The following is a 21,388-nucleotide window of genomic DNA, read 5'->3' on the forward strand; positions in this document are numbered from 1 at the left end:
GGTGATCTGGGGACTGGCCACCTCGCACGTGCCGTCGATCGGTGCGGCCATGGACCACGGAAAGACCGACGATCCGTACTGGAAGCCGCTGTTCGACGGGTACGCGCCGGCGCGTGAGTGGATGGCCCGGCACACCCCCGACGTGGCGGTCGTCGTCTACAACGACCACGCCAACGCGGTCGATCTGAGTGTCACGCCGACCTTCGCGGTCGGCACGGCCCCGTCGTACACAGTGGCCGACGAGGGGTGGGGCAGCCGCCCCGTCCCGGTCGTCACCGGCGCCCCGGAGTTCTCCGACCACCTCGTCGAAGGTCTCGTCGACGCGTCCTTCGACATCACGGTGTTCCAGGAACTCGACGTGGACCACGGCCTGACGGTGCCGTTGTCGGTGTACTGTCCCGACCCCGGTGAAAGCTGGCCGTGCGCGGTGGTCCCCCTCCTGGTGAACGTCATCCAGTACCCGCAGCCGACCGCCGCCCGCTGCCTGGCTTTGGGCCACGCGCTCGGCGCGGCGATCCGGTCCTTCCCCGAGGACCTCAAGGTCGCCGTCTTCGGCACCGGAGGAATGTCCCACCAGCTGGCGGGCGCCCGCGCGGGACTCATCAACCAGGACTTCGACCGGATGTTCCTCGACGCGATCGAGCACGACCCGGAGAAGCTGGCGGCGCTGACCCGCGAGGAGTACATCCGCGAGGCCGGCTCCGAGGGCATCGAACTCATCATGTGGCTGATCATGCGCGGTGCGCTGGGTCCCCGGATCCGCCGCGTGCACGAGACGTACCACGTGCCCGCGTCGAACACCGCTGCCGGGATGGTGCTGTTCGAGAACCTGAGCGCTCGTTGCTGACGGCTGTCCGGTGGCTCATGCGCCACACTCCACATCACCGCCGGGAACCGGTGACATCCTTCTGCGCCTGTGCCCGTCGTGCGGCGGGCCCCTCGTGCGTGTGGAGCACGAGGGGACCTTGTCTCACGCCGTCAGCCCAGTTCGGCCAGCGCCTTCGCCGCCGGCGCCGCGCGGTGCTCGATCCGGCGCGCCGGGGCGCCGTCCGGCGGGGCGACGATGGCTTCGTCGATGCTCAGCGCGGCGTACTCGGCCATGGCCTCGGCGAAGCCGTCGAGCGTGCCGCCGGGGTCCATGTAGAGGACGGTCTTCCTGATGGTTGTGTAGTCGCGGCCCACGTCATCACAGTGACCGCGCAGCACCTTCAGCTTGTGCCCGACCTCCTCCGGACTGGAGACGAAGAGGTTGCAGGCGTCCGCGTACCGGGCGACGAGCCGCAGGGTCTTCTTCTCCCCACCGCCGCCGATCATGATCTCCGGATGCGGGGCGCTCACGGGCGCCGGGACGCAGAGCGTCTAGGCCAGCCGGTAGTGCCTGCCCTCGAAGGGGCCGTTGGCCTGCGGGTCCCACATCTGCTTGCAGACGCTCAGGGTCTCCTCCAGCCGCTCGAAGCGCTCGCCGGTCGGCGGGAACGGCACTCCGAGGCCGGTGTGCTCACGCTGGTACCAGGCTGCGCCGAGTCCGAGGACGGCCCGGCCGCCGGAGAGCACGTCGAGCGTGGTGACGATCTTGGCCAGCAGCCCGGGATGGCGGTACGTCACCCCGGTGACGAGCAGGCCGAGTCGGGCCGTCGAGGTGTGGGCCGCGAGATGGCCGAGGGTGGTCCAGCTCTCCAACATGGGCTCCGTCGCGGTGAGCCCGTACCCCTCCATCTGGAAGTAGTGGTCCATGACGGAGAGCCGGCTGATGCCGGCCACCTCCGCGCCCGCCGCGGTCAGCTCGGGTCCGAGGGCGGCCGGGCCGTCGGGGTGGTCGAAGCGGGTGATGTGTACGCCCAGTCGCATGGGGTCTTCAGTTCAGTCGGCGCGGTAGCGGAGTCCGTCGAGGAGCAGATCGAGCATGCGGCCCGCGCGGTCGCGCAGCCCCTTGTCGGTGGTGATCAGCAGGATGCCGCCGAGGCTGAAGCCGACGTCGAGAGGGTCGACGTCGGAGCGCAGGACGCCCGCCTCGGCCCCGGCCTTCAGCAGCGTGCTGATGGCCGTGCTGATCCGGTCCAGGCTCTCAGCGAACGGGTCCGAGTCACCGGAGGCGATGACGGCCTTCAACGCGTCCGCCATGCCCTGCTTGGTGGCCAGATAGTCGATGAACCGGTCCATCCACACCCGCATCGCCTGGTCGGGCGGGTACTGAGCCAGCAGTTCCTCGGCGCTGTCGCAGACCCGCGCGACCTCGTTGCGGTATGCAGCCTCAAGCAGGGCCTCCCGGGTGGGGAAGTGCCGGTACAGCGTGCCGATGCCCACACCGGCCTCTTTGGCGATGGCCTCGAGCGACGCGTCCGTGCCCCGCTCGGAGAAGGCGCGTACGGCCACGTCGAGCAGGCGTTGCCGATTGCGGCGCGCGTCGGCACGCAGTCCGCGTGTGTTGCCGGTCACAGCATTCCTTCCTTCTGGACAATCGGAGGCCCCTCCGCTTAAAGTTTCAAGCAAAGCGGAGGAGCCTCCGATTTTTGATCGTAGCAAACCGGGAGCACGTGCCGACATGACCACGAGCACACGCGTCACCACCCCCTTCCACTCCGGATCCACGGCCGCCGACGTCATCGCGGGCACGGATCTCACCGGCCGCCGCGCGGTCGTCACCGGAGCCGCCTCCGGCATCGGTGTGGAGACCGCCCGGACGCTCGCCGGGGCCGGCGCGCAGGTCGTCCTCGCCGTGCGGGACACGGCCGCCGGCCGCCGCACCGCGGAGGACATCAAGGTCACCACCGGCTCCGAGGGCGTGACGGTCGCCTCCCTGGATCTGACCGTTCCGGCGTCCGTCGAGGCGTTCGTGACCGCATGGCAAGGGCCGCTGCACATCCTCGTCAACAACGCGGGCGTGATGGGGACTCCGGAGACCCGGACGCCGCGGGGCTGGGAGCTGCAGTTCGCCACCAACCACCTGGGGCACTTCGCCCTCGCCACCGGGCTGCGCGGCGCGCTCGCGGCGGCCGACGGTGCGCGCGTGGTGTCGGTGAGCTCCAGCGGACACCTCTTCTCACCCGTCGTCTTCGACGACCTCCACTTCACCGAGCGGCCGTACGACCCGTGGCTCGCCTACGGGCAGTCCAAGACGGCCAACGTGCTGTTCGCGGTCGAGGCCGGCCGGCGCTGGTCCGACGACGGGATCGCGGTCAACGCGCTGATGCCCGGCGGGATCCGGACCAACCTGATGCGTCATATCGGGGACGCCGAGATGGCGCAGTTCGGGGCCCACCTCCAGGCCCTGATCGGCGAGGGAACGCAGCCGCCCGAGCTGACCCTCAAGACGGTGGAGCAGGGGGCCGCGAACTCGGTGCTGCTGGCCGCGTCGCCCGTGGTCGACGGTGTCACCGGCCGGTATTTCGAGGACTGCGACGAGGCCGAACCGCACCGGCCCGGCACCAACACCGGGGTCGCCGCGCACGCCGTGGACCCGGAGGCGGCCGCGCGCCTGTGGCAGGTCTCCGAGCAGCTCCTGGCCTGACCTCCCATTCCATATTCCATCAACTCCCTTTTCCCACTGGAAGGTTCTCGTGTCCAAGACCTGGTTCGTCACCGGCTCGTCCCGCGGCTTCGGCCGCGCGTTCGTCGAGGCCGCGCTGGATCGCGGAGACTCGGTCGCCGCGACCGCGCGGAACACGGAGTCCCTGACGGACCTCGCGATCGCCTACGGCGAGCAGTTGCTCGCACTGCCCCTGGACGTCACCGACAAGACCGCCGCGTTCGACGCGGTCCACAAGGCCCACGCGCACTTCGGCCGCCTGGACGTCGTCGTCAACAACGCCGGCTACGGCCACTTCGGCATGATCGAGGAGCTGACCGAGGCCGAGGCGCGCGACCAGATGGAAACGAACTTCTTCGGCGTGCTCTGGGTCACCCAGGCCGCGCTGCCGCTGCTGCGAATCCAGGGCGGCGGCCACATCGTTCAGGTCTCCTCCGTCGGCGGCGTGCTCTCCTTCCCCAGCCTCGGTGTCTACGCCGCCTCCAAGTGGGCGGTGGAGGGACTGTCCGAGGCCCTGGCCGAGGGCCTGGACCTGTCCGACATGGGCGATCCGAAGGCCGTCGGTCCCGCCCTGCTGACGATCGTGGATACCGAGAACCCGCCGCTGCGGGTGTTCTTCGGCAGGCCGCCGATCCAGCTGGCCAAGGACCACTACGCGCGCAAGCTGGCTACCTGGGCCGAGTGGGAGCACGTCTCCCTCGCAGCCCACGGCTGACCCCATGGCATACATGGCCCAGGGTCCTTTCTAGCCAAGTACTTTAACTTTCAAGATCCACTACCCGACCATCTGCCTCTCGGAGGAACCAATGGCACGCACCACACCCGGACGCTGGAAGCGCTGGCTGATCGTCGGCGTTGCCGCCGCCGCCCTCGTGGGCGTCGGAGGCCCGTACGTCTACATCAACTACATCCAGGACGACCCACCAGCCGCGCTGTCACTCGACAGTCCACCGGCCGCACCGGAGAGCACATCCGACTCCGGCTCCGGCGAGCAGGCGCGGGAGGGCGTCGAGGGCAGCTGGCGGGTCGGCAGCGGCTCGCAGGCCGGCTACCGCGTCGACGAGGTGCTCTTCGGCCAGAACGTCACGGCCGTGGGCCGTACCGAAGAGGTCACCGGAGAGCTGGAGATCGAGGGCACCCGGGCTGTCAGCGGGAGCTTCACCGTCGACCTGGCCTCGGTGCGGAGCGACTCCGACCGACGCGACGGCCAGTTCCGCGGCCGGATCATGAACACCGAGCGGTACCCCAATGCCGTCTTCGAGCTCACCGAGCCCGTGGACTTCGGCTCGGTGCCAGACGTGAACGAACAGGTCACCGGCGAGGCCACGGGGGATCTGACCATCCACGGCCAGACCAATTCCGCCACGTTCGACCTCAACGCCCAGCGCACCGCCGACGGCTTCCGCGTGAACGGCTCGATCCCCGTCACCTTCGCCGACTACGGCATCGACGCACCGAACTTCGGCGGGATCACCGTCGAGGACGAGGGGGCCGTCGAGTTCCTCCTCGCCTTCACCTCCGCGTGATCCGACCCGCCAACCCGCACCGCCCTCTTCCCCGCACAGCATTGGAGAACACCGTCATGCGCAGCACTTTCCTGTCCCGTAAGGCCGTCGCCACCCTGGTGGCCGCGGCGACCGTCGGAGCCATGGCCGGCTTCGCCCCCGTCGCCACCGCCTCCGCCCCGTCACACGGCGAGGCCTCTGCGGGCGCGTGGCAGACAAGCCCTCAAACGCAGGAGCGCAACAAGCGCGTCGCCGTCCACGTGCTCAAGCGGCTCTTCGAGCACGGCGACCTGTCGGCCGCCGACCGCTACATCCGCCCCGACTACATCCAGCACAACCCCAATGCGGCCAACGGCACCGAGGCACTCAAGGACTTCGTGCGCTTCGAGACCGCGCGGTACCCGGACCTGAAGTACAAAGTCAAGCGGGTCCTCGCCCAGGGCGACATGGTCATCGTCCACGGCAACGTGGTCAACGAGCCCGGCACCCGCGGCGTGGCCCTGGTCGACATGTTCCGCTTCGACCCGAAGAGCCGCATGATCGCCGAGCACTGGGACATCCTGCAGGACGTGCCGGCGACCACCGTCAACGGCAACGACATGTTCGGCACGGTCAGCCAGCCGCGGACGAACCAGCCCGGCCCGCATTGGCAGACGGCCCTCAGCGAGAAGGTGGCGACCGGCTACTTCGACACGCTCCTGGTCGACAAGAACCCGGACGCGGTCCGGTACCTGGCTCCGGAGTACCACCAGCACAACCCCACCATCCCCAGCGGCTCGGCCGGTCTGCGCGAGCAGTTCACCCAGTTCTTCCAGCAGTTCCCGGGGCTGATCGTCGAGCGCAAGCGGGTCATCGCCGAGGGCGACATGGTGGCCATCCACGCTCACTACCGCCTCACGCCCGAAGACCGCGGCCAGTCCGTCGTGGACATCTTCCGCGTCAAGAAGCAGAAGAACGGACAGCTGAAGATCGTCGAGCACTGGGACGTCCTGCAGGACGTGCCGGCGACCTCCGCCAACGACAACACCATGTTCTGAGCCAATCCCGCCACGAGGGCTTGATTTAGGCATCAACCATGCACCAGGGTGACCGCTGTACGGACGATTGTCCGTACAGCGGTCGGGCCGGAATGAATCAAGGAGGATTCCATGGCCTTCGTGACGGACGACAATCTCACCGACCTCGCGGTGAAACGGTGGGGCACCGCTCACTCGCCCCGGCTCGCCGAGTTGATGACAGCGCTGGTGCGGCACCTCCACGCGTACGCCCGCGAGGTGGGACTCACCGAGGAGGAGTGGGCGGCGGCCGTCGAGTGGCTCTCGGCCACCGGCCGGATCAGCGACGACAAACGCCAGGAGTTCATCCTCGCCTCCGACGTTCTCGGCCTGAGCACGCTCGTCGTCCAGCTCAACCACCGCTTCTCGGCAGGCGCTACGCCGGCGACGGTGCTCGGCCCCTTCCACATCGACGGTTCGCCCACGGCGGCGTTCGGCGCCGACCTGTCCGACGGCATCGCGGGCACCCCGCTGTTCGTCACCGGCCGCGTGCTGGGCCTCGACGGCACACCGCTCCCGGACGTCGTCCTGGACGTCTGGCAGGCCGACGCCGACGGTACGTACGAGGCGCAGCTCCCGGAGATCGACGAGGCGCGGCTGCGCGCGAAGTACCGGACGCGGGCGGACGGCTCGTACTGCGTGCGCACCATCGCCCCACGCGGCTACGCGATCCCGATGGACGGCCCGGTCGGTGACCTGGTCAGCGGGACCGACATCAGCTACTTCCGTCCCGCCCACATCCACTTCCTGATCGAGCATCCCGGCTACGAGAAGCTCATCACCCACCTGTTCCGGCAGGGCTCCGAATTCCTCGACACCGACGTCGTGTTCGGCACGAAGGACGAGCTGATCGTGCGCTTCACGGAGGAGCCCGCCGGTGCCTCCCCCGGCGGGGGCACGGTCGACGAGCCCTATCTGCGAGCCGAGTTCGACTTCGTGCTCCAGCCCCGGCCCGCGGACGAGCCGCAGCCATGAACCTGGGCCTGCTCCTGCTGCGACTGCTGCTCGCCGCGCTGCTGCTCGGCCACGGCACCCAGAAGCTGTTCGGCTGGTTCGGCGGGGCCGGGCGCACCGGGACCGCCGCCGTCTTCGACCGGTGGGGCTTCGTTCCCGCCCGGCGGATGGTGCTCGTCGCCGGTGCGGCCGAACTCGCCGGGGCGGCCTCTGTCGCGGCCGGCCTGCTGACGCCCGGCGGCTGCGCGGTGGTCGTCGGAACGATGGCGGTCGCCGCGGTGGCGACCGCACCGAACGGCTTCTGGGCCCAGCAGGGCGGCTGCGAAGTGCCCTTCTGGTACGGCGCGGTAGCCGTCGTCCTCGCCTTCACCGGCCCCGGGACCTGGTCCCTCGACCACGCGCTCGGACTGGACCAACTGGGCGGCTACGCATGGGGGTTCGCGGCGCTGGCCCTCGGCCTGGCCACCGCGGCCGTGCCGCTGACCGCTCGCTCCCGGGTCCTGCGCGCCCGAACCACCCACTCCACAACGAGGTGACCACATGGCGATCGAAGAACCGCACCGAGAAGACTTCACCCCCGGACGCCCCATCCTGTTCCGCGACGCGACCGTCCTGTCCATGGACCCGGCGATCGGCCTGCTCGACCGCGGCGACGTACTGGTCCGCGGCGAGCGGATCGAGCAGGTCGGGCGGGACCTCCAAGCTCCGGACGACGCGGTGGTGGTGGACTGCTCCGGCGGCATCCTCATGCCCGGCATGGTCGACACGCACCGCCACATGTGGCAGACGGCCCTGCGCGGCCTCGGAGCGGACTGGACCCTGTCGCAGTACTTCGTCTTCTACTACCTCAACTGGGGCAAGATCTTCCGCCCCGAGGACATCCACGCCGGCAACCTGCTCTCCGGTATCGAGGCGCTCGACGCCGGTGTGACCACCACGGTGGACTGGTCGCACGGATTGCAGACCCCCGAGCACGGAGACGCGGCCGTCGAATCCCTGCGCGCGGTACCGGGCCGCTTCGTACTGGCCTACGGCAACCTGCTGGGTGCGCCCTGGGAGTGGACCAACTCACCGGAGTTCCGGTCCTTCATCGACCGCAACTTCGCCTCGCGCGACGACATGCTCGGCCTTCAACTCGCCTTCGACGTGACCGGTGACGACGCGTTCCCCGAAAAGGCGGCGTTCGAGGCGGCGCGCGAACTCGGGCTGCCCGTCACCACCCACGCGGGCGTCTGGGGCGCGACGAACGACAACGGCATACGTCTGATGTGGGACCACGGGTTCATGACGCCCGACGTCACCTATGTGCACTCGGCGACGCTCAGCGAGGACTCGTACCACCGGATCGCCGCCTCGGGCGGCACGGTCTCGGTGTCGGCGGAGAGCGAGCACAACGCGGGCCAGGGATACCCGCCCACCTGGCGCTTGCGGCGCCACGGCATCCCCGTGTCGCTGTCGATGGACACCAGCGTGTGGTTCAGCGCCGATCTGTTCTCGGCGATGCGCGCCACGCTGTCTGCCGACCGGACGCGCGAGCACATGGCGGCCCACGCTGCCGGGGAGACGGTGGTGCACCACAGCCTGCGGGCCCGGGACGTCGTGGAGTGGGCCACGATCGGCGGCGCCGGAGTGCTCGGCCTCAGCGACACCATCGGCTCGCTGACCCCGGGCAAGAAGGCCGACCTCGTCCTGCTCAAGAACGACCGGTCCCCCGCGATGTACCCGATCCTGCACCCCTACGGGCACGTGGTCTACCAGGCCACCCGCGCCGACGTGCACACCGTGCTGGTCAACGGAACCGTGGTGAAGTACGCGCACGAACTGATCGGCGTGGACCTGGAGCGCGCCCGCACCGCCGTCGCCGCGACCGTGGAGTACGCGCGGACCACCATGGGCGAGGACGCGTGGCGGGAGGCCGTGGAGCCGGAGATCCCGACGAACGAGCTGATCTCGAACCCCTACACCTACAGCGAGTACCGCGGCGAGGGCGTCGCCGTGCAGAACGAGGGGGCGTAGCCCATGAGCAGCGGTTCAGGCGGCACACGCGGACCGCTCGACGGGCTACTGGTGGCGGACTTCTCCCGCATCCTCGCCGGTCCGTACGCGACGATGCTGCTCGCCGATCTCGGGGCCGACGTGGTGAAGGTCGAGGGCCCCCAGGGGGACGACACCCGCACGTGGACGCCGCCGGTGCGCGACGGTGTGTCGACCTACTACCTGGGGATCAACCGCGGGAAGCGGTCGATCGCGCTCGACTTCCGTGACGAGGCGGACGCACGGCTGGCCGGAGAACTCGCCCGGCGCGCGGACGTGGTGATCGAGAACTTCAAGCCGGGCGGACTTGCCCGGTACGGCCTCGACCACGCCTCGGTGAGCGCCGGGAATCCGGGCGTGGTGTACGCGTCGATCAGCGGTTTCGGAGCCGGACCCGGCCGGAACGTACCCGGCTACGACCTGATGGTGCAAGCGATCTCCGGACTGATGAGCCTGACCGGTGATCCGGACGGGCCGCCGTACCGGGCGGGGATCTCGGTCTTCGACGTGATGGCGGGCAACCACGCCGCCATCGGCATCCTCGCCGCGCTGCGGCACCGCGACGCCACCGGCCGGGGCCAGCTCGTCGAGGTGAACCTGCTCTCGTCGGCACTGACCGGGCTGGTCAACCACAGTTCCTCCTACGTGGCCGGCGGCACCGTGCCCCATCGGATGGGCAACGCGCACCCCAGCGTCTTCCCCTACGAACCGCTGCCGACGGCCGACCAGGACCTGATCGTCACCGCGGCCAACGACGGGCAGTTCCGCAAACTGTGCGAGGTGCTCGGGATCCCCGGGACCGCCGACGATCCCCGCTTCCGGCACAACGCCGACCGTACCGAGCGGCGGGAGGAACTCCGGCCGCTCCTGCTCGAACGGCTGAGGACGAGGTCCGCCCTGGAGTGGTTCGATCTGCTCGTCGACGCCGGGGTCCCGTGCGGACCGATCAACACCATCGAAGGCGGGTTCGCGATGGCGGAACGCTTCGGGCTCGACCCGGTCGTCGAGGTCGGGGAAGGAGAGCGGGCGGTGCCCACCACCCGGCACCCGATCCGCTTCTCCGAGACGCCCGCCGCCTACCGGCTCCCGCCGCCCGAGCTGGACGAGCACGGGGCCGAACTGCGCAAGTGGCTGGAAGACCGTCCGGAGGGCGACGATGCCTGACAAGCCCGAATATCCGACCGCGCTCGGTGCGTCCTCCCTGGACAGCATCACCCTGCTCGGGCAGGACCTCGCGACCGAGGTGATGGGCGAGGTGGGATTCGGCGAGCTGGCGTTCTGGCTGGCCACCCAGCGCCGCCCGACCCGCGGGGAGACACGGGTGTTCGAGGCCGTACTCGCCGCCCTGGCCGACCACGGGTTCACCCCGACCGCGATCACGACCCGGCTGACGTACCTGTCGGCCCCCGACTCCGTCCAGGGCGCCCTCGCCGCCGGGCTCCTCGGCGGCGGCTCCCGCTTCCTCGGCGTGACTGAGGACTGCGGCCGGTTCCTGCACGACGCCCTGTCGACACAGGCGGACGGGCACCCCACCGACGAGGCAGGCTGGGACGACCTCGCCCTCGCCACCGTACGATCCTGCCGAGAGGCCGGGAGGATGATCCCCGGCCTCGGGCACCACGTCCACAAACAGGGGGACCCGCGCACCCCGAGACTGTTCCAACTCGCCACCGAGGAAGGACTGTTCGGCCCACACCTGGCGCTGTTCGCCGCCATCGGCCGGGTCCACCCCCACGTTCTGGGCAGAACGCTGCCACTCAACGGCGCCGGCGTCTGCGGCGCCGCGCTCGCCGATCTCGGCCTGCCGCTGGAGCTGCTGCGTGCCTTCGCCCTGCTCGCCCGCACGGCCGGACTCATCGGCCAGCTCGCGGAGGAGATCCGAACCCCCGTCGCGAACGACATCTTCCTCTCGGTGGACCTCAACAACCGCGCCGTGCCGCCGCACCCTGCCGACGGAGGCGAAGCCTCAGCAAGCGGCTGATCAGGAAGGGACTGATGCCGTACGACGGTAGCGGCCGGGCGCGATGCCCTGTTCCCGGGAGAACGCCCGCGAGAAGGCGAACTCGGAGCGGTATCCGACGGCTTGCGCGATGTCGCCGACCGGATTGTCGGTGTCGCGCAGCAGGCGGGCGGCCAGGTCGATCCGCACGCGAGAGAGATAGGCCAGCGGGGTGAGGCCCACCACCTCCTTGAACTGGCGAGCGAAGGCCGGGCGGGACATCGTGACGGTGCGGGCCAGGCTCTCCACCGTCCAGTCGCGGTGCGGCTCTTCGTGCATCAGTGACAGGGCGGTTCCGATGCGCGGGTCGCGCAGGGCGGTCAGCCAGGACGGTCCCGTCTCGGTGGCGGTGTCGGCCCGTTCGATCCAGGCGCGGATCGCGAGCACGAAGAGCACCTCGGTCAGCCGGGTGGCCACTGCCCGGGAGCCGGGCTGCCCGCCCGCCGTCTCGGTGGCGAGGATCCGGACGACATCCTGCAACTGGGGGTCGGCGCTCATGCCGGGCACATGGACGACCTCCGGCAGCGCCGACAGCACCGGATGCCCGTCGGTATTGCCGGCGTAGTGGAACTTGCCGCACACCACCCGCACGACGGGCCCGGCCCCGCCGAGGTCGACCACGCCCCCCCCGCCCGGCGGGTGAGCGGCCTCCAACTCCGCGTACGGGAGGGCCTCTTCGTCGGGGGCCCCGAGCAGCCGGTGCGGCGTGCCGCGCGGCAACAGCACCACGTCCCCGGACACCAGCTGCACCGGTGGCGCCTCGGCGGTCCGCAGCCAGCAGACGCCCTCGGCGATGAGATGGAACCCCGCGGTGCCCAGCCGGTCCACGGCACAGCCCCAGCCGGATCCGGACGACCGCAGCTGGGCGAGCAGTACGCCCCTGAAGCCGGTGGCGGCGAGTACGTCGGCGAGCACGTCCATGCCCCACACCCTAACGCCGGAATGATGCGGAGGATCGGCGAGTGAGACTCTGAGGCAAATTACTGAGCGCCTCCGTCATGGATGCTCTCGGTGCCGATGCCTAGGGTTGCCGACGAACGAGGGCGCAGGACGGCCCTGCGCGACCACCGGAAGAGCGCGCGCCGCCTGCTACGAGGACGGAAGACATGAAACTAGGCATTGCCATGTTCCCCGCGGACTTCGCCGTCCGCCCCGACGAACTGGCGCGTGCGGTCGAGGACCGCGGCTTCGAGTCGCTGTTCCTTCCCGAGCACACCCACATGCCCGCCACCGAGCGCACGCGCGCCGAGGTGGGGGAGCTGCCCGCGCACTTCTCCCACACCCACGATCTGTTCGTCGCTCTCACCTATGCCGCGGCCGCCACCCGGTCCCTGCGGGTGGGCACCGGCATCTGTCTGGTGCCCCAGCGCGACCCGATCGTCACCGCCAAAGCGGTGGCCAGCCTGGACGCCCTGTCGGGCGGACGTGTGCTGTTCGGGGTGGGCGCCGGATGGATCAGCGAGGAGATCGCCCACCACGGCACCGATCCGGGGCGCCGCTGGAGTGTCATGGCCGAGCGGGTGAAGGCGATGCGCCGGATCTGGGAGGACGACGTCGCCGAGTTCCACGGCGAGCACGTGCGCTTCGGACCCCTGTGGTCCTGGCCCAAGCCCCACCGGCCGTCCGGCCCGCCGGTTCTGGTGGGCGGTTCCGGGCCCCTCGTGGCGAGCCGGGTGCTCGACTTCGGCGACGAGTGGATGCCGCACGCCGGCATGCCCGTGGCCGAACTGGCCGAGCGCGTCGCGAAGTTGCGTGCCGCGGGACGTGCGGCCGGACGCGCCGACGACGTGCCGGTGACCGTCTTCGGGGCCGAGCCGGAGCCCGCGCACCTGGCGGAGCTGCGGGACATCGGCGTGAACCGGGCGGTGCTGTACGCGCCCCCGGCCGACGCCGAGGCCGTACACCGCTTCCTGGACCAGGTGGCTCCGCTGACCGCCGCGTTCTCCAACTGACCGAACACCACGAGACACTGAAACCGAAGAGGAAATACCCCATGAGCAAGGTCTGGTTCGTCACCGGCGCCTCCCGCGGCTTCGGCCGCCGCTTCGTCGAAGCCGCCCTGTCCCGCGGCGACAAAGTGGCCGCCACCGCACGCGACACCACCACGCTGACCGACCTCGTCACGGCCCACGGGGAGGCAATCCTGCCCCTGAAGCTGGACGTGACCGACAAGGCCGCGGTCTTCGCGAGTGTCGAGCGGGCCCACGATCACTTCGGCCGCCTCGACGTGATCGTCAACAACGCGGGCTACGGCCTGTTCGGCGCCGTCGAGGAACTGCCCGAACGGCAACTGCGCGACCAACTGGAAACCAACCTCTTCGGCGCACTGTGGGTCACCCAGGCGGCGCTGCCCCACCTGCGCGAGCAGGGCTCCGGCCACGTCGTACAGATCTCCTCCACCGGCGGTGTGGCGGCCTGGCCGCTGCTCGGCGGCTACCACGCCTCCAAGTGGGCCCTGGAGGGCCTGACCGAATCGCTCGCCCAGGAGGTCTCCGGCCTCGGCATCAAAGTGACACTGGTCGAGCCGGGCGCCTATGCCACTGACTGGGGCGGTCCTTCCGCCGTTCACGTCTCCGCCAACCCCGCCTACGACGGCGTTCGCGAACAACTCGACGCGTTCGTCCAGAGCCTCGACTTCGGCGACCCCACCGCCGCAAGCGAGGCGCTGCTGGAGATCGTCGACTCCGACAACCCGCCGCTGCGCGTCTTCTTCGGCACCCAGGGCAACCAAATGCTCCCGCAGGTCTACGCCGACCGGCTCAAGACCTGGGCCGACTGGGGCGACCTGTCGATCCGGGCGCAGGGCGGACAGGCCGCGTGACCGAGCCGGACCTTTCCGGCCATCCTTCCCGCACACCAAAGGAATCGGATGTAGCTCCCCCTGAGGGAAGATCGCCGTTCAGGTCGTGAGGTCGTAGTTGTGCTGGTCGGGAGTTGATCACGAGCACGGTGCCGTGCTCGGCCTGCAGCTTCTCGAAGAGTTCCCGCAGCTGGGGTTCGCTGTTGGGCAGCCGCTTGTCGAACGCGTTCTTCCCCGCCGGGGTGACGGCGGTGGCGTGGTGTTCGCGCTTGCCGACGTCCAGGCCGGGGAAGACGCCGATGTCACTGGTGTCGATCACGTGGGTACTCCGGTCGTGCGTCCCGGCCTCACCTGCGGCACCAGCTGCCGGCATCCACATGACGAAGAGCCTCCCATCGCCCAGTACACCCGCGACTCGGAGGTGCGGGGCTGGTGTTCGTAGTCGCGTGCCAGCGGCTCGCTGCCCACGGTCACCCGGTGCCCTACAGCAGCCTGGCCCGGTCCAGGGCTCAGCCCGGATGCTGTGGCTCCTCGTTGTGGCCGCCGGGTTCGGCCGCCGTGCGGGGGTGGTCCGGGGTTCGCTCCGGGGTGGTCGTGGTGTCGGGGTGGGGGACGGTCGCGGGGGTGTCGGGAGGTCCGGGCTGCCGGAGCTTCTTGCGGAGGCTGAGGAGGGGTACGGCGACCGTGAAGACGACGACGAAGGCGAGCAGCGTGGCGGAGATGGGGCGGCCCAGGAAGCCGGTCACGTCGCCGTCGAACATCCGCATCGAGCGCCGGAAGTCTGTCTCCAGCAGGTTGCCGAGCACGAAGGCGAGGACGAGCGGGCCGGGTGGCAATCCGACCTTCTTCATCAGGTAGCCGACGACGCCGAGCACGACCACGGCGAGCATGTCGAACATGCTGGAGCGGATCGTGTAGACGCCGATCATGGTGATGAGCACGGTGAGCGGCGCCAGGACGCTGGCCCGGACGCGCAGCACGCGGACGAACAGCCCGATCAGCGGCATGCTGAGGATGATCAGGAACAGGTTCCCGATGTACATGGAGTCGATGACGCCCCAGAACACCTCGGGATGTTCGTCGATCATCTGCGGGCCCGGGGTCACGCCCGCCAGCAGCAGGGCGCCGAACATGACGGCCATGGTCGCGTTGGCCGGGATGCCGAGGGTGAGCAGTGGGATGAACGAGGAGGTGGCGGCGGTGTTGTTGGCCGCTTCCGGGCCCGCGACCCCCTCGATCGCGCCCTTGCCGAACCGCTCGGGCGTCCTGGAGGAGCGCTTCTCGACCGTGTACGCGACCATCGAGGACATCGTGGCGCCGCCGCCGGGAAGGATGCCGAGGAAGAAGCCCACCACTGTCCCCCGGGCGATCGCCCACCTGGACTGAAGGAACTCCGCCCGGCTGGGCCGGGCCCGGCCGACGCGGGGCTTCGGCGGGGCGCCCTGGCGGAGGCGTTCGAGGCTGTGCAGGATCTCGCCGATGCCGAACAGGCCCATGGCGAGGATGACGAAGTCGAGCCCGTCGGCAAGTTGGTCGCTGCCGAAGGTGTAGCGAGCGCTGCCCAAGAGCGGGTCGCGGCCCACGGTGGCGAGCAGCAGCCCGATGCTGCCCGCAAGGAGGCTGCGGCGCAGGGATCCGGTGCTCAGGGTGGAGATCATCAGGATGCCGAGCAGCGCGAGCGCGGCGTACTCCGGCGGGCCGAAGGCCAGAGCCCAGCCCGCCACCAACGGGGCCGCCACGGTCAGTGCGACGATGCCTACGGTGCCGCCGATGAAGGAGCCGATCGCGGCGATGCCGAGCGCGGATCCGGCCCGGCCCGTGCGGGCCATCTCGTAGCCGTCGATGGCGGTCACCACCGTCGAGGCCTCTCCGGGCAGGCGGAGCAGCACCGAGGTGACCGTGCCGCCGTACTGGGCGCCGTAGAAGATGCCGGCGAGCAGGATGATCGCCGAGGCCGGTTCGAGGGTGTACGTGACCGGGAGCAGGATGGCGATGGTGGCGGCCGGGCCGAGGCCGGGCAGCACGCCGACCAGCATGCCGAGGGTCACCCCGATCAGGCAGTACAGCAGGTTCTGCGGCTCGAAGACCACGCCGAAGCCGTCCAGTGCGGGAGCGAGGAAGTCCATCGGGTTCTCACAGGTGTCGAGGGATCAGAACGCGACGAGATGAGGCAGCGAGACGCCCAGCGCGACGATGAAGAGCAGATAGGACGCTGCACACGCGGCCAGTGCCACGGCCAGGCTGAGCCGCCAGCTGTCCCGGCCGAAGCCGCGCATCCACAGCACCAGCAGGAGCACAGTCATGACCTCGAAGCCCACCCGTTCGATGAGCAGGGTGTACGCGACCAGCGACAGGGCGCCCAGGACCACCACGGTGGTTTGTCTGCTGAACGGTTCCTGCTCGGTGTCCGTGCCGGGATTGAGGAGCAGCGAGGCGGACAGTGTCACCATGGTGAGGCTCACGATCAGGGGCCACAGCCCGGGGCCGGGGTCGGCGGGCGATCCCAGTCCCATCGATACGGCCGCCAGGGCGGCGAGGGCGCCGATGCCGAGCGGCACCAGCGCCCCCAGTCGTGCCTGGGTCCTCATGGTCAGCCCTCGGTCTTCAGGTCCAGATCGAACTTGTCGATGAGCTCGCCGTAGCGCACCTTGGCGGTCTCGACCTGCTTGACGACGGCGTCCGGCGAGGCCTCCCAGCGGCCGATGTAGTTGTTCTCCAGGAACTTGCCGTACTCCGGGTCCTTGAAGGCCTTCTTCAGCGCCGCTCGCAGCTCGGGGACGACGTTGTCCGGCAGTCCTGCCGGGCCGGCGACCCAGCGGCGCTGGTCCACGACGACGTCGTGGCCGGACTCGACAGCGGTGGGCACGTCGGGCAGGAAGTCGATGCGCTCCTTGGCGAAAACCGCCAGTGGACGCAGCTTTTCGGACTTGAGATGGGGAGCGGCCTCGGCCACGTGGACGGCGCCGACGTCCACCTGGCTGCCCAGCAGCGCGGTCACAGTGGGCGCGCCGCCGTCGAACGGGATGCCGCCGGCTTTGACGCCGGCGTCGCCGAAGAGGAGGGCCTGGGCCAGCTCGCTGCCGGTGCCGGCGCCTGTGGTGCCGTACTTGACCGACTTCTTCGCGAGCAGGTCGTCGAGGGTCTCGATGTCCGACTTCGCCGGGACGACGAGGACGTAGTCCTCCACGGTCAGCCCGGAGATGACGTCCATGTCGGACATCTCGATAGGGTCATCGTCGACGACGGTGTGCGGGCCGATCGACATGAGCGACTGGAAGAGCATGACCAGGCTGTAGCCGTCGGGCTCGCGGCCGAGGACCTCCTTGCCGCCCACGGCGCCGTTGGCGCCGGGCTTGTTCTCCACCACCACGGACTGTCCCAAAGGGTCCTCCAACGCCTTGGCTGCGGCACGCGATATCAGATCGGTGCTGCCGCCCGGGTCCGAAGGCGCGGTCCACTCCACGGTCTTGGTGGGATAGTTCTCGGCGTCTTCGCCGCTGCCCCCGCCGCCCTGGACCCCTCCGCACGAGGTGAGGGTGAAAAGCGCAGCGGCGCAGACAGCCGCGCCGGCGAAGTGCCGGCCCCGGCGCAGTTGGGCCTGGAACATCATTGTTCTCCTTCATGGATGAGGTTCTGGCCGACCGGGATCACCACCGCGGGAGCGGTGGGTGCGTCCAGTCGGGGTGCTTGCGCCGCATGGCCGCGACGTCGTCGCGGTCGTGGCACTGCGGCGTCCGGTTGAACCGTTCGTGCAGGCGGGCTGGTCGTGCAGGCGGGCTGGCACCAGGGCGTGGACAGCCGCGATCTCCTCGTCGGGGTGGTCGCGGCTGCCGTAGGTCTCACCGATGCCGACGACGCCGTCGGAGGTCTCTGTCTCGACGATGCCGCCGGGTGTGTACGGCTGATGCGCACCAAGGAAGTTGAACAGCGGCGGGTCACTGATGAGGATGGGGGTGACGGTCACCTTGACGATGCGAGGCGCGCTGCTGAGCACGACGGTCCCTCACTTCCTCACCTGTCCGTTGCGAGCGCCAGGCCGGTGTGCAGGAGGGCCTCGAGCTGCCCCAGGTGGTCAGGGGCCGGTTCCATAAGGGGCGCGCGGACCGGGCCGACCGGGGCTCCGCGGAGCCGGGCCGCCGCCTTGACCAGGGACACCGCATAGCCCGTGCCCTGGTCGCGCAATTCGACGAGGGGCAGGTAGAACTCCCTCAGCAGGTGTTCCATTCTTGGGTGGTCTCCGGCCCGGTGCGCCGCGTAGAAGGCGCCCGCGATCTCGGGTGCGAAGGCGTGGACCGCCGAGGAGTAGGCGGGGATGCCGATGCTCGCGTAGGCCCGTACCTGCATCTCGGCGGTGGCCACGCCGTTGAAGAACAGCCAGTCGCCGGGCGCCACCAGCCGCAGCCGCTGCATCTGGTCGAGGTCGCCGTGCCCGTCCTTGAGGCCGACGACGCCGTCGACCGTGGCCAGTTCCCTGGCCGCGGCGGTGCTCAGCTTGACCTGCCCGCGCTGGTAGACGATCAGGGGAAGGGGCGAGCCGCCCGCCACCGCGCGGACATGGTCCACGTATCCGCGCTGCGGGGCGGAGATGAGGTAGTGCGGCATGAGCAGCCCGGCGTCCGCGCCGGCCCCCTCCGCGAGCCGGGCGAACTGCAGCCCGAGCGACCAGCCGTACCCGACGCCGGCCACCACCGGGACCTGTCCCGCCGCGACCTCGACGGCGGTGCGTACGACGGCGTGGTACTCCTCGGTGGACAGTGAGAAGAACTCACCGGTTCCGCAGGCGACGAAGACGGCACCCGGGCCGGCGGCGAGCTGCGCGGCCAGGTGGGTGCGGAAGCCGTCGAGGTCGAGGCCGCCTTCGGCGTTGAAGGATGTCAGCGGGAAGGACAGGACACCCTGCGCCATCCCTTTGCGCAGCCGATCCGCCGTCTCGCGGTCGCGCTCGATATCCCGAGTCGTCTCCATGCGCGCCACCTGTCTCCGTATGTAGACAGTTGTCTCGTGATGGAGAGCATGGCTACATGGCTGATAACCGTCAAGCATCGGTGCAAGAATTCTTCGAGTGCGTTCGGAAGGGGTGGCGATGAGTGAGCCTGAGGCGGTCAGCGGCGTACGGGGCGTGAAGTCGGCAGCCCGTACGGTCGAGTTGCTCGAGCTCCTGGCCGCGCGGCAGAACCGGCCTGCCCGGCTGCGAGAACTCAGCGAGGCCCTCGGCGCCCCACGCAGCAGCGTCTACGCTCTGCTGCGGACCCTGACGGAACACGGTTGGGTCCGCACCGATCCCTCCGGCACGCTCTACAGCGTCGGCATCCGCGCCCTCCTCGCGGGGACGACCTACCTGGACGCGGACCCTTATCTGCGCATCGTCCAGCCGCTGATCAACGATCTGAGCGCCAGGCTCGACGAGACCATCCACTACGGGCGACTGGACCGCACGGACATCGTCTATCTGGCGACGCACGAATCCAGCCAGTACCTCCGCCCCTTCAGCCGGGTCGGCCGCCGGCTCCCGGCCTTCAGCACGGCGCTGGGCAAGGCGCTGCTCGCCGAGCGGCTGGACACCGACCTGACCAACCATGTTCCCGACACGCTGAAGCCCCTCACACCGAACACCCACGCCGACCACGACGCTCTGATCAAGGACCTGCGGGCCACCGCCGAGCGCGGATACGCCATCGACAACGAGGAGAACTTCGTCGGCGTCGTCTGCTACGGATTCTCACTCCGGTTCACCACACCCCCGATCGACGCGATCAGCTGCTCGATCCCCATCGACCGGCTCAACCCCGCGAGGACCGAGGAACTCATCGAGGCCATGCGGCTCACCCGGCTGTCGATCGAGCGGATGGCGCCGATCGACCACACGATGCCGTAGGGCGTTCGCCCGACGGGACAGCCACGAGTCGCCCCGATCGACATCGCCGTCACCCCCAGCTCGAAAAGGGGCCGCTTCGATCCATCCGGACCGCCCCTGACCAGTAGGATCGCCCCTCTGGATGACCATCGGGAGGGTGATCAATTGAAAATCCCCCCGAATTGGGCAACGGCGTCATCGAGACCTGCTACAACCGCCGGCAGCTGAGGAAGCACCCGACCTGGGACTACCCCACCCCGCTGGAGATCCGGCAGCGCCACGACCAAGGCCGACTGCGAGTGCTAGCCGAGCCGGACACCCGCCGCGACCTCACCGGGCAGAACCCGGCCCCCTTGCAGGTCGCAGTGCTTCCGCTGGCGCGCGACAACTTCCACGGCGACTGGAACCACACGCTCCACCCGGCCCCGGCCCCGGAGCCACCGCCTGGCTGCCGGATCCGGCCTGACCGGCGTGCCCCGCCGGGAATTGGACTCCCTGATCGACCAGATCGCCGACGACTGGCAGATGGTTGCCAACCGTGACCTGACCCGGCACACCGGACGTCCCCGCCTGCGCCCATCAGCTCGCGGAATCGGTCAACTCGAGTACCACCACCGCGTGCCGGCCGCATTGCTGCGAGCCCGGCGTGCGGCCACGACGGTCCTGATCACCGAGATCCTCGACTATCACCGCAGGCGAGGGATGCGGCCAGGCTGATGCCGATGTCGATCGATCAGCTCTCAGCCCCGCCGCCGGCGTCGCCTGCGGTGGCAGGAAAGAGACGCTGAACGGCAGCGACGACGGCGGCGCGGCGGGCTGCCAGGGAGGGGTCGCGGACCTGGTCGGCGGCCGCGTCCACGAGGTCGAGTTGCCGGCCCAGGCCGTGGCGAGCTGGTTGACGAAGACGAGGATGTCAATGTCGAACGCCTGCCGGTCCCGTCGCGGGGTTGAGCGCACCTTGCACGGTGGTGCCTGGTGCAGGTTGTCCCGGCGAGGCCGTTCTCGGCCACCGCCGCATTCGGCAGCGCCGCGATCGGCGGTACCGCCGCGGTCGGACCGGCGCTGCCGATGCTCGTGGACGCCGACGACCCGCCGCGCCGGGTCTCCTTCGGCGCCGACCCCGTTCAGGTCGGCTGCACGTCTACGCCGTGCGGCCCAAGACGTGGCACGGCTGGGCCGACCTATCCACACTGACCGACGACTCACAAGCCCGACCGAGAACAGGGCCTCTCGCATGAACCGCCGCGACGGCCGGGGCGAGCCGGGTCGGGGTCAGCCTTCGGTGGACCACCTCGGCGCGGAAGACCCCACCGCTTCGAACGGCCGCTCCCAGAACAGCGGGTTCTCCTCGACGGCGACGGGGAACCGGAGCCGTTTCACGGGGCTGCCGTCACCGCTGACGAAGACACCGTCCTCGTACGGCCCGTCGAGGGGCAGACGGACCTCGGGTTCCTCCGCGGCGTGGCCCTCGCCGATCAGCAATGCCGCGGTCCGGGCGAGCGAGAGCCGGGAGACCGAGCCCTGACCGGCTGGCCGAACGCCGTGCTGCTGGCGGCCAGCCACTGGCCTGCCGTGGGATCACTGCCTTGTTGGGGGTGGAGGTGGTTCCGGCGAAGACCGAGGGCGTGCGGTGCAAACTCAAGCGGCTCGTCGCGCGGGGA

20 protein-coding genes and 4 pseudogenes are annotated in these 21,388 nt (G+C 69.9%); 14 read left to right on the top strand and 10 right to left on the bottom strand.

From position 1 onward, the window contains the following. Position 1: 1 nt before the first annotated feature. Complete coding sequence (locus tag GAS53_RS00110; RefSeq protein WP_225858652.1) at positions 2 to 847, top strand: class III extradiol dioxygenase subunit beta; 846 nt, start codon at positions 2 to 4, stop codon at positions 845 to 847. A gap of 131 nt (positions 848 to 978) precedes the next feature. On the opposite strand, the pseudogene GAS53_RS00115 reads toward GAS53_RS00110, so the two are convergent. Continuing rightward, positions 979 to 1,848: pseudogene (locus GAS53_RS00115) on the bottom strand (LLM class F420-dependent oxidoreductase). A 12-nt stretch (positions 1,849 to 1,860) separates the two neighbouring features. Beyond that, positions 1,861 to 2,436, bottom strand: a complete 576-nt coding sequence (locus tag GAS53_RS00120; protein WP_225858628.1) for a TetR/AcrR family transcriptional regulator — start codon at positions 2,434 to 2,436, stop codon at positions 1,861 to 1,863. Between the two features lie 106 nt (positions 2,437 to 2,542). Between GAS53_RS00120 and GAS53_RS00125 the strand changes: the two genes are divergently transcribed. From GAS53_RS00125 to GAS53_RS00165, 9 genes are all read left to right on the top strand, one after another. Further along, positions 2,543 to 3,508, top strand: a complete 966-nt coding sequence (locus GAS53_RS00125; RefSeq protein ID WP_151475286.1) for an SDR family NAD(P)-dependent oxidoreductase — start codon at positions 2,543 to 2,545, stop codon at positions 3,506 to 3,508. A 49-nt stretch (positions 3,509 to 3,557) separates the two neighbouring features. Next, positions 3,558 to 4,241: an SDR family NAD(P)-dependent oxidoreductase gene (locus GAS53_RS00130; protein ID WP_151475287.1), complete on the top strand. Its 684-nt coding sequence runs from the start codon at positions 3,558 to 3,560 to the stop codon at positions 4,239 to 4,241. A gap of 91 nt (positions 4,242 to 4,332) precedes the next feature. After that, on the top strand, positions 4,333 to 5,052 hold the full coding sequence (locus GAS53_RS00135) for a YceI family protein (protein WP_151475288.1): 720 nt from the start codon (positions 4,333 to 4,335) through the stop codon (positions 5,050 to 5,052). A gap of 56 nt (positions 5,053 to 5,108) precedes the next feature. Next, the gene (locus GAS53_RS00140) at positions 5,109 to 6,068 is read left to right on the top strand and encodes a nuclear transport factor 2 family protein (protein WP_151475289.1); all 960 of its coding nucleotides are present in this window, start codon (positions 5,109 to 5,111) and stop codon (positions 6,066 to 6,068) included. Between the two features lie 111 nt (positions 6,069 to 6,179). Further along, the gene (locus GAS53_RS00145; protein WP_151475290.1) at positions 6,180 to 7,061 is read left to right on the top strand and encodes a dioxygenase family protein; all 882 of its coding nucleotides are present in this window, start codon (positions 6,180 to 6,182) and stop codon (positions 7,059 to 7,061) included. Then, positions 7,058 to 7,576 carry a DoxX family protein gene (locus tag GAS53_RS00150; protein WP_151475291.1) on the top strand — a complete coding sequence of 173 codons (519 nt, stop codon included), beginning with the start codon at positions 7,058 to 7,060 and terminating at the stop codon, positions 7,574 to 7,576. Before GAS53_RS00145 ends, GAS53_RS00150 begins: the two co-directional genes overlap by 4 nt. 4 nt (positions 7,577 to 7,580) lie before the next feature. Next, entirely contained in the window at positions 7,581 to 9,056 is a 1,476-nt protein-coding gene (locus GAS53_RS00155; protein ID WP_151475292.1) for an amidohydrolase family protein, read from the top strand. A gap of 3 nt (positions 9,057 to 9,059) precedes the next feature. After that, positions 9,060 to 10,238, top strand: coding sequence for a CaiB/BaiF CoA transferase family protein (locus GAS53_RS00160; protein WP_151475293.1), 1,179 nt, complete (start codon positions 9,060 to 9,062; stop codon positions 10,236 to 10,238). Further along, positions 10,231 to 11,055, top strand: coding sequence for a citryl-CoA lyase (locus tag GAS53_RS00165; RefSeq protein ID WP_151475294.1), 825 nt, complete (start codon positions 10,231 to 10,233; stop codon positions 11,053 to 11,055). Before GAS53_RS00160 ends, GAS53_RS00165 begins: the two co-directional genes overlap by 8 nt. Here the strand turns inward: GAS53_RS00165 and GAS53_RS00170 are convergent, their stop codons facing one another. After that, a complete protein-coding gene (locus tag GAS53_RS00170) occupies positions 11,056 to 11,994 on the bottom strand; it encodes an AraC family transcriptional regulator (protein WP_151475295.1) in 939 nt (312 codons plus the stop codon). Between the two features lie 185 nt (positions 11,995 to 12,179). Here GAS53_RS00170 and GAS53_RS00175 point away from each other — a divergent pair, with 185 nt between their 5' ends. Together GAS53_RS00175 and GAS53_RS00180 are read left to right on the top strand one after the other, a co-directional pair. Further along, positions 12,180 to 13,025, top strand: a complete 846-nt coding sequence (locus GAS53_RS00175; RefSeq protein ID WP_151475296.1) for an LLM class F420-dependent oxidoreductase — start codon at positions 12,180 to 12,182, stop codon at positions 13,023 to 13,025. Positions 13,026 to 13,066: 41 nt separating this feature from the next. Continuing rightward, entirely contained in the window at positions 13,067 to 13,894 is an 828-nt protein-coding gene (locus tag GAS53_RS00180) for an SDR family NAD(P)-dependent oxidoreductase (RefSeq protein WP_151475297.1), read from the top strand. Positions 13,895 to 13,988: 94 nt separating this feature from the next. On the opposite strand, the pseudogene GAS53_RS00185 reads toward GAS53_RS00180, so the two are convergent. From GAS53_RS00185 to GAS53_RS00210, 6 genes and pseudogenes are all read right to left on the bottom strand, one after another. After that, positions 13,989 to 14,192, bottom strand: a pseudogene (locus GAS53_RS00185) (IS110 family transposase); the annotation flags it as partial. Between the two features lie 190 nt (positions 14,193 to 14,382). Beyond that, complete coding sequence (locus tag GAS53_RS00190) at positions 14,383 to 15,999, bottom strand: tripartite tricarboxylate transporter permease (protein WP_151475298.1); 1,617 nt, start codon at positions 15,997 to 15,999, stop codon at positions 14,383 to 14,385. A 24-nt stretch (positions 16,000 to 16,023) separates the two neighbouring features. After that, positions 16,024 to 16,461, bottom strand: coding sequence for a tripartite tricarboxylate transporter TctB family protein (locus GAS53_RS00195; protein ID WP_151475299.1), 438 nt, complete (start codon positions 16,459 to 16,461; stop codon positions 16,024 to 16,026). 2 nt (positions 16,462 to 16,463) lie between these two features. After that, positions 16,464 to 17,483, bottom strand: a complete 1,020-nt coding sequence (locus tag GAS53_RS00200; RefSeq protein WP_151475300.1) for a tripartite tricarboxylate transporter substrate binding protein — start codon at positions 17,481 to 17,483, stop codon at positions 16,464 to 16,466. Between the two features lie 219 nt (positions 17,484 to 17,702). Then, positions 17,703 to 17,846: pseudogene (locus GAS53_RS55915) on the bottom strand (glucarate dehydratase); the annotation flags it as partial. A 38-nt stretch (positions 17,847 to 17,884) separates the two neighbouring features. Then, positions 17,885 to 18,838 carry a 5-dehydro-4-deoxyglucarate dehydratase gene (locus tag GAS53_RS00210; RefSeq protein WP_192582880.1) on the bottom strand — a complete coding sequence of 318 codons (954 nt, stop codon included), beginning with the start codon at positions 18,836 to 18,838 and terminating at the stop codon, positions 17,885 to 17,887. 118 nt (positions 18,839 to 18,956) lie between these two features. Here GAS53_RS00210 and GAS53_RS00215 point away from each other — a divergent pair, with 118 nt between their 5' ends. Both GAS53_RS00215 and GAS53_RS58760 read left to right on the top strand, forming a co-directional pair. Next, positions 18,957 to 19,748: an IclR family transcriptional regulator gene (locus GAS53_RS00215; protein WP_151475302.1), complete on the top strand. Its 792-nt coding sequence runs from the start codon at positions 18,957 to 18,959 to the stop codon at positions 19,746 to 19,748. 272 nt (positions 19,749 to 20,020) lie between these two features. Further along, positions 20,021 to 20,420: pseudogene (locus tag GAS53_RS58760) on the top strand (ISAzo13 family transposase); the annotation flags it as partial. A 579-nt stretch (positions 20,421 to 20,999) separates the two neighbouring features. Here GAS53_RS58760 and GAS53_RS00225 read toward each other — a convergent pair. Further along, complete coding sequence (locus tag GAS53_RS00225; protein ID WP_151475304.1) at positions 21,000 to 21,290, bottom strand: hypothetical protein; 291 nt, start codon at positions 21,288 to 21,290, stop codon at positions 21,000 to 21,002. Positions 21,291 to 21,388 lie beyond the last annotated feature (98 nt).

The sequence above is a fragment of the Streptomyces albicerus genome (assembly GCF_008905045.1).
Taxonomy (GTDB): domain Bacteria; phylum Actinomycetota; class Actinomycetes; order Streptomycetales; family Streptomycetaceae; genus Streptomyces; species Streptomyces albicerus.